Origin of the sequence: Bacteroides hominis (genome assembly GCF_033042785.2) — a bacterium.
Lineage (GTDB): Bacteria > Bacteroidota > Bacteroidia > Bacteroidales > Bacteroidaceae > Bacteroides > Bacteroides hominis.
On the sequence record NZ_CP178829.1, the window covers coordinates 3789974 to 3804143 of the forward strand.

The 14170-nt window shown below is 38.3% G+C and carries 9 protein-coding genes and 3 tRNA genes; 5 read left to right on the plus strand and 7 right to left on the minus strand.

Annotated elements, in window-relative coordinates; genetic code table 11:
* Positions 1-135 precede the first annotated feature (135 nt).
* From R3O62_RS15945 to R3O62_RS15955, 3 genes are all read left to right on the plus strand, one after another.
* On the plus strand, positions 136-591 hold the full coding sequence (locus tag R3O62_RS15945; RefSeq protein WP_005806250.1) for a helix-turn-helix domain-containing protein: 456 nt from the start codon (positions 136-138) through the stop codon (positions 589-591).
* Between the two features lie 69 nt (positions 592-660).
* Positions 661-1437 carry a dihydroorotate dehydrogenase electron transfer subunit gene (locus R3O62_RS15950; protein ID WP_005806253.1) on the plus strand — a complete coding sequence of 259 codons (777 nt, stop codon included), beginning with the start codon at positions 661-663 and terminating at the stop codon, positions 1435-1437.
* Positions 1425-2336 carry a dihydroorotate dehydrogenase gene (locus R3O62_RS15955; RefSeq protein ID WP_269109789.1) on the plus strand — a complete coding sequence of 304 codons (912 nt, stop codon included), beginning with the start codon at positions 1425-1427 and terminating at the stop codon, positions 2334-2336. Before R3O62_RS15950 ends, R3O62_RS15955 begins: the two co-directional genes overlap by 13 nt.
* A 216-nt stretch (positions 2337-2552) precedes the next feature.
* On the opposite strand, the gene trmD is transcribed toward R3O62_RS15955, so the two are convergent.
* Entirely contained in the window at positions 2553-3230 is a 678-nt protein-coding gene (trmD, locus tag R3O62_RS15960; protein ID WP_005777857.1) for a tRNA (guanosine(37)-N1)-methyltransferase TrmD, read from the minus strand.
* Between the two features lie 76 nt (positions 3231-3306).
* Here trmD and ligA point away from each other — a divergent pair, with 76 nt between their 5' ends.
* Both ligA and dapA read left to right on the plus strand, forming a co-directional pair.
* Positions 3307-5304, plus strand: a complete 1998-nt coding sequence (gene ligA / locus R3O62_RS15965) for an NAD-dependent DNA ligase LigA (RefSeq protein WP_005777859.1) — start codon at positions 3307-3309, stop codon at positions 5302-5304.
* Positions 5305-5407: 103 nt separating this feature from the next.
* The gene (gene dapA / locus R3O62_RS15970) at positions 5408-6301 is read left to right on the plus strand and encodes a 4-hydroxy-tetrahydrodipicolinate synthase (RefSeq protein WP_005806263.1); all 894 of its coding nucleotides are present in this window, start codon (positions 5408-5410) and stop codon (positions 6299-6301) included.
* 217 nt (positions 6302-6518) lie between these two features.
* Here dapA and R3O62_RS15975 read toward each other — a convergent pair.
* The 6 genes from R3O62_RS15975 to R3O62_RS16000 all read right to left on the minus strand — a co-directional run bounded on the left by R3O62_RS15975 (position 6519) and on the right by R3O62_RS16000 (position 14031).
* Positions 6519-6592: transfer RNA gene (locus R3O62_RS15975), tRNA-Arg, on the minus strand.
* A gap of 17 nt (positions 6593-6609) precedes the next feature.
* Positions 6610-6683: transfer RNA gene (locus tag R3O62_RS15980), tRNA-Arg, on the minus strand.
* Between the two features lie 18 nt (positions 6684-6701).
* Positions 6702-6775, minus strand: a tRNA-Arg gene (locus R3O62_RS15985).
* A gap of 79 nt (positions 6776-6854) precedes the next feature.
* On the minus strand, positions 6855-9107 hold the full coding sequence (locus R3O62_RS15990; RefSeq protein WP_233481297.1) for a patatin-like phospholipase family protein: 2253 nt from the start codon (positions 9105-9107) through the stop codon (positions 6855-6857).
* Positions 9108-9326: 219 nt separating this feature from the next.
* Positions 9327-11372, minus strand: coding sequence for a molecular chaperone HtpG (gene htpG, locus R3O62_RS15995; RefSeq protein ID WP_005806267.1), 2046 nt, complete (start codon positions 11370-11372; stop codon positions 9327-9329).
* Between the two features lie 124 nt (positions 11373-11496).
* Positions 11497-14031 (minus strand): ATP-dependent Clp protease ATP-binding subunit, encoded by a 2535-nt coding sequence (locus R3O62_RS16000; protein ID WP_032539274.1) that lies wholly within the window; start codon positions 14029-14031, stop codon positions 11497-11499.
* Between the last annotated feature and the right edge of the window lie 139 nt (positions 14032-14170).

Consider the following 14170-nt stretch of genomic DNA (forward strand, 5'->3'; position numbering starts at 1 on the left):
AATAGTAAAATATGAATTATGTATTTGTAATTTGCTTTTGTGATTTTTATTTTTTACTTTTGTGCATTAGTAAATATGCTATTTACTTTTGTGAATTAATATATAAGTCATACATTTGTAAAACCTTCAAAGGATATGGAAATAAAAGATAGGATTAAAATGATCATGGAAAAAGAGAATATGGCTTCCGGTGCTTTCGCTGAAAGCATAGGTATCCAACAATCCACTCTCTCGCACATTTTGAATGGCCGCAACAATCCCAGTTTAGATGTTATCATGAAAGTACATCAAAAATATAATTATGTAAATTTGGAATGGTTATTATATGGGCACGGCAATATGTCGGAAGAAACCATTCAACCGACTTCCGATTTTCAGCCTTCTTTATTTGCTGAGAATGCTATAATTCCGTCCAATGAGACGATGGCTCCGGAAAATCGCAGAGAAATAGCGTTAGAAAGCCCCGAAACATCCCATAAAGAGATTGTAAAACAGGAAATTAGATATATAGAAAAGCCTTCCAGAAAAATCACTGAAATAAGAATTTTCTTCGATGATAATACATACGAGACATTCAGAGGAGAAAAATAAGACAGATAAATCACTGTTTGCACAATTTCCCGTATCTTTGCAACACGAATACGAATTTACTCACAATACATGAAAAAATTTATTTTAGATCTGACAGTAACTGAGAATCTCAGATTGCATTCTAATTATGTTCTGCTGAAATTGACATCTCAGTCCGTCCTCCCGGATATGCTACCGGGACAGTTTGCGGAAATTCGGGTGGATGGTTCACCTACCACCTTCCTGCGCCGCCCTATCTCTATTAACTATGTAGACAGACAACGTAACGAAGTATGGTTTCTGATTCAACTCATCGGTGATGGAACAAAACGCCTTGCACAAGCCGCTCAAGGAGATATAATAAATGTAGTACTCCCGCTTGGAAGCAGTTTCACAATGCCTAAAACACCTTCTGACAAGTTACTATTAGTAGGTGGAGGTGTAGGGACAGCTCCTATGCTTTATTTAGGCGAGCAGCTGTTCAAAAGCGGTAGCAAACCAACATTCCTTTTAGGAGCACGTAGCGACAAAGATCTGCTCCAACTGGAAGAGTTTACCGCTTACGGAGAGGTTTACACCACAACAGAAGATGGCAGTTATGGCGAAAAAGGATATGTCACTCAACATTCTATATTAAATAAAATAAACTTCGAACAGATATATACATGCGGTCCCAAGCCCATGATGATGGCAGTAGCCAAATATGCCAAAGCTAATCATATCAATTGTGAAGTATCATTGGAAAATACAATGGCATGTGGCATAGGTGCATGTCTTTGTTGTGTTGAGAATACTACAGAAGGGCATTTGTGCGTTTGTAAAGAAGGTCCGGTTTTTAATATAAATAAACTATTATGGCAGATTTAAGTGTAAATATTGGTAAACTACAAATGAAGAACCCCGTAATGACAGCATCGGGTACATTTGGATATGGTGAAGAGTTTGCAGATTTTATTGATATAACGCGAATAGGCGGTATCATTGTGAAGGGTACTACTCTTCACAAGCGTGAAGGTAACCCATATCCGCGCATGGCTGAAACTCCTTCCGGAATGTTAAACGCTGTAGGACTGCAAAATAAGGGTGTGAAATATTTTTCTGATCACATATATCCCCGTATTAAGGACATTCAAACCCATATGATTGTGAATGTTTCCGGATCGGCTATTGAAGACTATGTAAAAACGGCAGAGATTATTAATGAACTTGACAAAATTCCTGCTATCGAACTAAACATCTCATGTCCTAATGTAAAACAAGGAGGTATGGCTTTTGGAGTAACAACTAAAGGAGTATCAGAAGTTGTTCAGGCAGTTCGTTCTGCTTACAAAAAGACACTTATCGTTAAGCTTTCCCCCAATGTTACCGATATAGCCGAAATGGCACGGGCAGCTGAAGCTAATGGTGCCGATAGTGTATCATTAATTAATACATTACTGGGAATGGCTATTGATGCTGAACGCAGACGTCCCATACTTTCAACCGTAACCGGAGGTATGTCGGGAGCAGCTGTAAAACCAATAGCATTACGGATGGTATGGCAGGTTGCTAAAGCGGTAAATATTCCAATCATAGGATTAGGAGGTATCATGAACTGGAAAGATGCCGTCGAGTTCATGCTTGCAGGGGCTTCAGCTGTACAGATTGGTACAGCAAATTTCATAGATCCGGCTATCACCATCAAAGTAATGGATGGTATAAATGATTACCTGGAAAGACATGGATGCAAGTCCGTTTCTGAAATTATAGGTGCACTTGAGATATAGTAACAAACAGATAATAGCCCTTCGTCACAATTAGCCATAAAAAAGTTATTCAAACATGGATATTCCTTTCTCTGTTAATCCCGGAATAAGTTAGACAAATTCTGGTATTAAATAGAGAAGTTCCATGAAAACAAATTCCATTATTAATAGTATAGTTTCATAAAAAAAGAATGTCTTGTCTTTTAGCAAGACATTCTTTTTTACATACAATAAGAATTAGTCTTCCAATAAATCGGGGCGAAGTCTTTTGGTGCGCTCCAACGATTGTTGAAGTTCCCACTCTTTAATTTTGGCTTCATGCCCTGAAAGCAAAATTTCAGGCACCTTCCAACCATTATACTCTGCCGGACGGGTATAAACAGGAGCTGCCAACAAATTATCCTGAAAAGAATCAGAAAGAGCAGACTGTTCATCAGAAATTACTCCCGGAATAATCCGCACTATAGCATCCGCCATCACGGCAGCAGCCAATTCACCACCAGTCAGAACATAATCTCCAATACTAATTTCTTTCGTTATCAGATGCTCCCGGATACGATAATCAATACCTTTAAAATGCCCGCATAAGATAATAAGATTACCAGATAATGATAAACTGTTGGCCATCCTCTGATCAAACTGCTCGCCATCCGGAGTAGTAAATATCACTTCATCATAATCGCGTTCTGCTTTCAAAGCATTAATGCATCGTTCAATAGGTTCTATCTTCATCACCATACCGGCAAATCCACCAAAAGGATAGTCATCTACCCGACGATACTTATCTTCTGTATAATCACGCAAATTATGAATATAAATCTCAGCAAGCCCTTTGTCTTGAGCCCGTTTCATAATAGAACAATTGAAGAAACCCTCAATCATTTCGGGCAATACTGTTATAATATCGATACGCATAATCTTTAATTTTTCGCAAAAGTACAAATATTCGAAGAGAAACCCGTATTTTTGCCTAAAACAATCCAAAGAATATATGACTGTAAAAGAAAAAATAGATCAGCTTCGAATCCAACTCCACCAACATAATTACAACTATTATGTGCTGAATGCTCCGGAAATCTCCGACAAAGAATTTGATGACTTAATGAGAGAACTCCAGACTTTGGAACAGGAACATCCAGAATATAAAGATGAAAACTCACCTACTATGCGTGTAGGTAGCGATATCAATAAAAACTTTACTCAAGTAGCTCATAAATACCCAATGCTTTCATTGTCAAACACCTATTCTGAGAATGAAGTAACCGATTTCTATGACAGAGTACGAAAAGCATTGAATGAAGATTTTGAGATCTGTTGCGAGATGAAGTATGACGGTACCTCGATCTCTTTGACCTACGAAAATGGTAAACTTATCCGTGCCGTAACCCGTGGTGATGGTGAAAAAGGAGACGATGTAACAGACAACGTAAAAACCATTCGGAGTATCCCTCTTGTTCTGCATGGAAATAATTATCCGGATGTTTTCGAAATCCGTGGAGAAATCCTAATGCCATGGGAAGTTTTCGAAGAGCTAAACCGGGAAAAAGAGGCCCGTGAAGAGCCTCTTTTCGCTAATCCCAGAAATGCCGCTTCAGGAACTTTAAAATTACAAAACTCAGCAATCGTGGCTTCCCGAAAACTGGATGCCTACCTCTACTACTTGCTTGGCGATAATTTGCCTACTGACGGACATTATGAAAACTTGCAAGAAGCGGCTAAATGGGGCTTCAAGATTTCTCCTCTAATGCGTAAATGCCAAACATTACAGGAGGTATTCGATTTTATTAATTATTGGAACGTAGAACGTAAAAACTTAAATGTTGCTACAGACGGAATCGTACTGAAAGTTAACAGTCTCAAACAACAAAAAAATCTTGGATTCACTGCCAAATCTCCACGCTGGGCAATAGCCTATAAATTTCAGGCTGAACGGGCACTCACTCGCCTGAATACAGTATCTTACCAGGTAGGAAGAACCGGAGCTGTTACACCTGTAGCCAACCTTGATCCGGTACAGCTTTCCGGAACAGTCGTAAAACGCGCATCTCTACACAATGCAGATATCATCGAAGGACTCGATCTACATATAGGTGATATGGTTTATGTAGAGAAAGGAGGAGAAATCATTCCTAAAATCACAGGCGTAGATGTTGCTGCCCGTTTTATGATCGGTGAAAAAGTAAAATTCATCACTCATTGTCCGGAATGTGGCAGCAAGTTAATAAGATATGAAGGAGAAGCTGCCCACTATTGCCCGAACGAAACTGCCTGTCCACCGCAGATCAAAGGAAAAATAGAACATTTCATCAGCCGGAAAGCAATGAATATAGACGGATTAGGCCCTGAAACTGTTGATATGTTCTATCGTTTAGATCTAATTCATAATACAGCCGATCTTTATCAATTGACGACTGATGACATTAAGAATCTCGATCGTATGGGAGACAAATCTGCGGAAAACATCATCAGAGGAATTATGCAAAGTAAGGAAATTCCTTTTGAAAGAGTTATTTTTGCATTAGGCATTCGTTTTGTAGGTGAGACAGTAGCTAAAAAAATAGCTAAATCATTCAAAGACATAGTAGAATTGGAAAATGCAGATTTGGAAACTTTAGTCAGCATCGATGAAATCGGCGAAAAAATTGCCCAGAGTATTCTTAACTATTTTGCAAACGATTCAAACCGTAAATTAATTGACCGATTGAAAATAGCAGGATTACAGTTATACAGACCGGAAGAAGATCTAAGTGAGCATACTGACAAATTGGCCGGGCAATCCATCGTTATTAGTGGTGTGTTTACCCATCATTCAAGAGACGAATACAAAGATCTTATTGAAAAGCATGGAGGAAAAAATGTGGGAAGTATTTCCGCCAAAACCAGTTTTATCTTGGCCGGAGATAATATGGGACCTGCTAAATTAGAAAAAGCCAATAAACTGGGGATTAAAATTATGAACGAAGAGGAATTTCTAAAGCTAATATTGTAACATTTTTCTGCTATATTCTTATTTTATATATTATTATTGCTGTAAAAAAAGAAAATATTCGTACTTTTGCGAGCAAATTATTTAGAGATTATTATTAATACTCATGATACAGACTAGATTGAAAGGAATGGGGGTAGCGCTGATTACTCCTTTCAAAGAGGATGAAAGCGTTGATTACGATGCATTAATGCGATTAGTAGACTATCTGCTTCAAAATAATGCAGATTTTCTGTGTGTGCTGGGAACGACAGCCGAAACTCCAACTCTGAGCGAAGACGAGAAAAAGAAAATCAAAAAAATGGTAATCGACCGTGTCAACGGAAGAATTCCCATTCTATTAGGAGTCGGTGGAAACAATACACGAGCTATCGTAGAAACACTCAAAAATGATGATTTCACCGGAGTGGATGCCATCTTATCCGTGGTTCCTTACTATAATAAGCCCTCACAGGAAGGAATCTATCAACATTATAAGGCAATTGCAGGCGCTACAGAGCTTCCAATTGTATTGTATAATGTTCCCGGCCGGACAGGGGTTAATATGACCGCAGAAACGACCTTACGCATTGCTAAAGACTTCAAAAATGTCATAGCAATTAAAGAAGCATCAGGCAATATCACTCAGATGGACGATATTATCAAAAACAAACCGGCCAATTTTGATGTCATTTCCGGAGATGATGGCATTACTTTCCCTTTAATCACATTAGGAGCTGTAGGGGTTATTTCAGTTATTGGAAATGCTTTTCCACGTGAATTCAGCAGGATGACACGCCTGGCATTGCAAGGTGACTTTGCCAACGCCCTGACCATACACCATAAATTTACAGAGTTATTTAACCTGTTATTCGTAGACGGAAACCCTGCCGGAGTAAAATCAATGTTGAATGCAATGGGAATGATCGAGAATAAACTTCGTTTGCCACTGGTACCAACACGTATCACAACATTTGAAGCCATTCGAAACGTACTTAACGAGTTAAATATAAAATGCTAATAACTAAATCATTATAAGAAAGCAAAGAGTAAAGTTACATAAAAATTGACTTTACTCTTTTTTTGTATATCCAGACCTTTCCTCTGTCACACAGCCTTCTTCGTATTGATGTTTTTCTTGAAGAGAAAGACAGTCCATCAACTTACGTTGATCCCGGTATGATCCTAATGGCGGCATAACAAAAAAAGAAGGTACCCTTTTAAGACACCTTCTTTTGTGATCGCGACAGGATTCAAACCTGTAACCGGCTGATCCGTAGTCAGCTACTCTATTCAGTTGAGCTACGCGACCGTTTGTTATTTTTAGAGTGACCGCGACAGGATTCAAACCTGTAACCGGCTGATCCGTAGTCAGCTACTCTATTCAGTTGAGCTACGCGGCCATTAGTTAAACTTTAAAGTGATCGCGACAGGATTCAAACCTGTAACCGGCTGATCCGTAGTCAGCTACTCTATTCAGTTGAGCTACGCGACCATTGTTTTTGTTTAACGGGTGCAAAGATACGGACTTTTCTTGAATTTGCAAGCTTTCAGCAAACTTTTTTGCAAATAAATTATTCGATGAAACGATAGTTAAACAATTGCCAACCGAGCGTCAAACCGACATTCCACTCCCTTTTCGGTGAGCTATAATGATTTACATATGCCGAGATTGCACCAAACGGCAACTGACATACCACTGAAACTTCTCCCAAATATTCGAAACGAGAGAAAGCTTTTCCATAGTAAGCCTTATTAATTGGATTTCTTTCTATAGGAAAAATCGGTAAAAAGCCATAAAACTCTCCACGAACGTGAAACATCTGATTTAAACGATAAATAGGCCGTATCCCGGCTGCCAGATATTGATTGGCACGAAAAGCTTCATTATATGTTAATTTACTATGTGCAGTAGGTGCAAATTCACTGGCCTGCATCATTGTAGCTGTATAATTCTCTGAGAAGTTTTTAGACGCATATAATGCATCCAGATACCATCCTAATGTCCAATTTGCTCCCATTTTATGGTATTTCTCCTTCATATAGGATAACTGTAACCATGAATGTTTCTCTTCGGTAGATTTCCTGCTCTCAGAATTCACCCCAGGGCGAAAGCGTTCTTTCCCTGTAAATATCTGTGCAACGAGTGCCTCTCGTGCTCCTTGAGTAGGAAATTGTCTAAAATTCAATGTACTACCATTAAAACTTACTGAACCGCCAAACAAACGATATTCACTTTTATCATATTTGTCTTTATCGAAGTCGATTACATTATTTTGGAAATACCGGTCTTCTATTTGTGCAATTCCAAACCCAAGCTCCACTCGTTTACTTGAAAGAAAAGGAAGAGCAACTTTGAGTTTCAGAAAACGCTCATCTTTTTGATTAAAAGCCGGTTTATCATTTTTAGAGAAAAGCTTATCCTTCTTAAAATAATCGAAAGTACTGATCGAAGCAATAAAGCGATAAGAAGTAGGAATAGTAGTGGCAAAGTCTACTTTTGCCATAAACTGAGCATTATTATATATTTTTCCCAATTGTCCATCGAATGTAAACTCCTTCGAATAATAGTTAAGATTCTGATATGTAAGTCCCAGATAAATTTGGTTAGAACTGGTAGTGGACACATTTCCGCCCAAACGAACAGAAAATTCATTTTCCATCTTTATCTTCAAATGCAAATCGTAAGTATCATCTTCGGGGTTAAAAACTGCATGAGGAATAATCTCTGAGATCATATTATCAGATAATAGACGAAAATATCCCCGTTTTAAATCCTCATAGGTAAACTCTTTATCATCTGAAGTATGGAATTCTTTCTTTATGTAAACCTGTTGATGAGAATTAGCACCATCGATATATATATTTTTGAAACGGAGTTCCGGATAATTACTTTTATAAACCAACCGCCTCAGTCGTATATTATCCATATTTACTCTACGATGAACACGACTTTTGATAGAATCCATTAAGCCCATGGCCCGATCATATCCTATTTTCACCAGTTCATCCATTCGTTGAAAATCCATCAGATTAACATCGTTGTACTTAAATGTCATCAATATTCCAGCCGAATCCGGAAGAGAATAATCAGTCTTTTGCATTACCATATTCTCAATCTGACTCATCAAATCATTTTCTTTCGGTTTTCCCGGGTTGGTAGAAACAACACTACCTATAATTATATCCGGATGAAAATCCTCTCGCATGACATCTGTAGGAAAGTTATTATAAATTCCACCGTCATATGCCAATAAACTATCTATTTCAATGGGCTTAAACATAAAAGGAAAACTCATAGAGGCTCGTACTGCATCTCCAAGATCACCACGCTTTAAGACAAGTTGTTTTTTATTATACACATCGGAAGCTATACATCGAAAAGGCACAAACAACTTATCAAAATCGCCTTCACAAGTAGCAGTTGCCCGTGCGTAAAGATCGATAAAGACAAGGTTCATCTGAATTGGATTAACCACACTGGTTGGCAAAAACTGTGGCTTTAAATTAAGTGAATCTTTGAACGAAAAGCGTATATTGAAAAGTTCAGGAGTCGGAAGATTCTTTTTGAAATAATACATATATTTTTCTTCCACTTCACCAGAATACCAACGTTTAAAGTCATCTGACTTCAGCAATGTCTCCATATCATCAGGTGAATATCCCATGGCATAAAGAGACCCTATAATAGCTCCCATAGAAGTACCTGTAATATAATCAATTGGGATATTATTCTCTTCCAGGGCACGAATTATTCCTATGTGTGTCAGCCCCTTTGCACCGCCACCACTCAATACTAACCCAACTTTCTGAGCGTGGACAAGCATTGGTAAGAACTGTAAAAAGAGAAATAACAATAAAAAAACTTTCTTCATAAGGCTCAACAAAACATCGTGTAAATGGTTGATTTAACGTTCAAATATATACAATAGTTTCTAATCTATCGACTCTGACCGCACATTTATTAATAAAAAAAGAGCATTACGGACACTTTTATCGTGCGCAATGCTCTTTTAATTTATGTTATATGAATTAAATGTGATAGACTAAATCAACTCAATACTTCTTTTTACAAAATTATTCAAGGCTTCACCTTTCAGCATGTTGTTCTGTAATAATGCCAGGTCAATCAGCTGACGAACAACCTTATTCTTACCTGCGTATCCTGCAAATATCGATTCTTTTTGTTGTTTCAAATTATCCCATTTCTTATCCAAATCGTTAAGTTCATCTTTTTCAGCAACAGGAATATCTTCGTCTTTTTTACCTTCTTGTTTTTTCTTGAGTGCATCACGGCGTTTTGTCACTTCATCCAATTCAGCTTGTACCGGTGCAATAGCTGCGCTACATTCTTTCTCCTCGTCAGACAGCACTTCTTTTACCAGTTTGTGATCAGAATTCAATACCAGATTAAACATATCCGGCATTTCGCCATAAAAACTCATTCCAGCCTGAATATTTGCCATCTCCTTCATGCGACGCATATATTCACTTTGTGTAATCATTACAGGAGCACCATTTTCGCCTAATGCCTGAGTCATCACATTAAACTCAACCTTTTCCATCTTTGGCAACTGGCTCTTGAAAGCTGCAGTCAGAGCTTCTTGCTTAGTGGCTTCAAGCACTTCGCTTTTCTTATCTTCTTTCACAATCAGATTGTCAATAACATCACTGTCTACACGAGTAAAGCGAGATTTCTCCAGTTTTTGTTCGAGCATGCTCACCATTGCCACATCCAACTGCCCATCCATCAACAACACATTATATCCTTTATTTTTGGCAGCTTCAATATAAGCAAACTGTTCATCTTTATTATTGGCATATAAATAAACCAGATTCTTATCTTTATCTGTCTGATTATCTTTAATAAGAGCCTGATATTCTTCGAAAGTGTAATGCTTTCCATCCGTATCTGTGAATAGGGCAAATTTCTGTGCTTTATCATAGAAATCTTCTTGGGTAAGCATTCCATAATTAATAAAGATCTTTAAATCATTCCACTTTTCTTCAAACTGTGTACGATCATTCTTAAAGATAGACTGCAAACGATCTGAAACTTTTTTTGAAATATAAGTCGAGATCTTCTTTACATTTGAATCACTTTGTAAATATGAACGGGACACATTCAACGGAATATCCGGTGAATCAAGTACTCCATGAAGTAAAGTAAGGAAATCCGGAACAATACCTTCTACCGAATCGGTCACATAAACCTGGTTGCTATATAACTGAATCTTATTCTTATTTAAGTCAATATTGCTTTTTACTTTCGGGAAATAGAGGATACCTGTCAGATGGAACGGATAATCCACATTCAAATGAATCCAAAACAATGGTTCATCAGACATTGGATACAACTCACGATAGAACTTCTTATAATCTTCATCAGAAAGTTCACTCGGTTTTTTAGTCCACAAAGGAGTAGTATCGTTGACTACATTATCTTCAGTGGTTTCAACCTGCTTGCCATCTTTCCACTCTTTTTTCTTACCAAAGGCAATAGGTACAGGTAAGAAGCTACAATATTTTTTCAAGAGTGCAGAGATACGAGCTTCTTCAAGGAACTCTTTGCAATCATCATCGATATACAATACAATATCTGTTCCACGATCGGCCTTTTCTATCTCTTCAAGAGTAAATTCCGGGCTACCATCACAAGTCCATTTTACCGCTTGTGCACCTTCTTTATAAGATTTGGTAATGATTTCTACCTTTTTAGAAACCATAAAGGCGGAATAGAAACCTAAACCGAAATGCCCGATAATGGCATTAGCATCATTTTTATACTTTTCCAGAAAGTCATTTGCCCCCGAGAAAGCAATTTGGTTGATATATTTATCAATCTCCTCAGCTGTCAAACCGATGCCTCGATCGGAAATGGTAATAGTATCCTTGCCCAATGAAACATGTACGGTCAAATCACCCAATTCACCTTTGAACTCACTGATAGAAGCCAGTGTATTCAACTTCTGTGTAGCATCAACAGCATTGGAGACTAATTCCCGAAGGAAAATCTCATGATCACTGTACAAAAACTTTTTAATGATAGGGAAAATGTTCTCTGTTGTAACTCCAATATTACCTTTTTGCATAATAACGTGTATTTTTTAATTATCTGGTTATTAAATCGAATTATTTTTTGTAGAGATACAGACAAAAAAAATGCCAGACCCGAAGGTCTGACATTTTGACGTATACTCAAAGGAAATAACTTAGCTATTCAGTCGTTTTGGCTTCATGATTCATTTCCAACTCTCCTTTTTCTTCGTTCAAAGAAACAGTTATTGTATCTCCTTCTTTCAAAGAAGCCGAAATGATCAGTTCAGATAAACCATCTTCCAGATAAGCCTGAATTGCGCGCTTCAACGGACGGGCTCCATATTGTACATCGTAGCCCTTAGAAGCAATGAATTGCTTAGCCTTATCCTCGATAACCAGCTTATAACCAATCGAATCTATTCTATCATATAAGCCTTTTAACTCGATATCGATAATCTTCGTAATAGCTTCCAATGATAATTGATCGAAGGTGATAATTTCATCCACTCGATTTAAAAACTCAGGCGCGAATGATTTATTCAAAGCCTTCTGAATTACACTTCGCGAGAATTCTTTATCGTCTAAGCGACTTTGTGTAGCAAATCCGACTCCACGGCCAAACTCCTTTAGTTGACGAGTACCAACGTTTGATGTCATGATGATTACCGTATTCTTAAAATCAACCATTCTGCCATAACTGTCAGTCAAACGTCCTTCATCCATTACCTGAAGCAGGAGATTAAACACATCAGGATGTGCCTTTTCTATCTCATCAAGCAAAACAATGGAATAGGGCTTACGACGTACTTTCTCTGTCAGCTGACCGCCTTCCTCGTATCCTACATATCCCGGAGGAGCACCAACTAAACGCGAAACTGTGAATTTCTCCATATATTCACTCATATCAATGCGAATCAACGCATCCGAAGAGCCAAACATATATTTAGCCAATTCTTTAGCTAAGTGGGTTTTACCGACACCTGTCGGTCCCAGAAACATAAAAGTACCAATTGGTTTATTGGGGTCTTTCAGTCCGACGCGGCTACGCAAAATAGCTCTTACCAACTTCTCGATAGCAGCATCTTGAGCAATCACTTTCGACTGTAAGTCTTCTTTCATACCGGCCAATTTTATACCTTCAGCCTGCGCCATCCTCTGTACAGGTATGCCCGACATCATAGATACAACATTAGCAATTTCTTCTGCATCAACCGTTTCGCGATTATCTTTCAAACGCTCTTCCCACTCTTTTTTCATCACATCCAATTGAGTGGTAAGTTCTTTCTCTTTATCCCGGAAACTGGCAGCCAACTCAAAGTTCTGCGATTTCACTGCATCATTTTTCTTGTTCTTAGCCTCCTCAATCAGTTTCTCCTGATCTTCAATCTCTTTCGGAACACTGACATTTGTAAGATGTACACGTGAACCGGCTTCATCCAATGCATCAATAGCCTTATCAGGGAAGTTACGATCAGTTATATAACGATCTGTCAACTTGACACAAGCTTCCAGTGCAGCATCTGTATAATTTACATTGTGGTGATCTTCGTATTTATCTTTAATATTACGAAGAATCTGCAAAGTCTCCTCAGCCGTAGTAGGTTCTACCATCACTTTTTGAAAACGGCGCTCTAAAGCACCATCCTTTTCTATATTTTTCCGGTACTCATCAAGAGTAGTAGCTCCGATGCATTGTATCTCACCACGTGCCAAAGCTGGTTTCAACATATTGGCAGCATCCATCGATCCGGCAGCTGATCCGGCTCCGACAATAGTATGGATTTCATCTATAAACAAAATCACATTCGGATTCTTCTGCAATTCATTCAAAATAGAACGTATTCGCTCTTCAAACTGCCCACGGTATTTAGTTCCGGCCACAACAGCAGTCATGTCAAGCGCTACCACACGTTTATCAAACAGAATGCGGGACACTTTTTTCTGAATAATACGAAGCGCCAATCCTTCCACAATAGCCGATTTACCAACACCCGGCTCACCAATCAGGATAGGATTATTCTTTTTACGACGACTAAGTATCTGTGCTAAACGTTCTATTTCACGTTCACGTCCTACAACAGGATCTAATCGACCTTCTTCGGCCGCTTTAGTCATATCCGTACCGAAGTTGTCAAGCACAGGAGTATCATTTGTCGGCTTTCTGGAAGCTGTCTGTGCTTGTTGCTGATGTTCACCCGCTCCATGAGCGGACCGAGACTGATTCATCTCATCTTCATCGTCATCATCCTCTGTGAATCCCATACCTGCACTGATATCAGGTTGTAATGACAATTGTTCAAACACCTGCTGATAGTCTACATGGTTGGCTTCAAGAACTGTAGCTGCCAAATTATCCTTATCTTTAAGAATAGCCAGCAAAACATGTTCTGTATCTGCAACTTGACTTTTCATCACACGTGCTTCTAAAATACATAATTTTAATATCTTTGCAGCCCCATTTGACAATGGAACGTCAGCATCAGGCAGCAGCATGTCATCTGCATGTTCTTTCAGTATGGCCTCAATCTGCTTCTTTATGTCGGTCAGGTTTGTTTTGAGCTTAGACAATATCTCGATTGCTTTTCCCTCACCATCGCGAAGCATGCCGAGCAATAAGTGCTCAGGGCCTATATAGCTACTTCTCAGGCGGTTGGCCTCTTCCTTGCTATATACGATAATATCGGAAACTTTTTGTGAGAATTGATTATTCATACTTTTCTTCCTTCTTCTAAGAGATTATTTACTTGCAAATATACGCATTTCATATCGTTTGCTTATGCATCATTTGCTTTATTTGTTATATAACAAATGTCGTGCCATTATTTCTTTCATTTCTATACATTATAATATA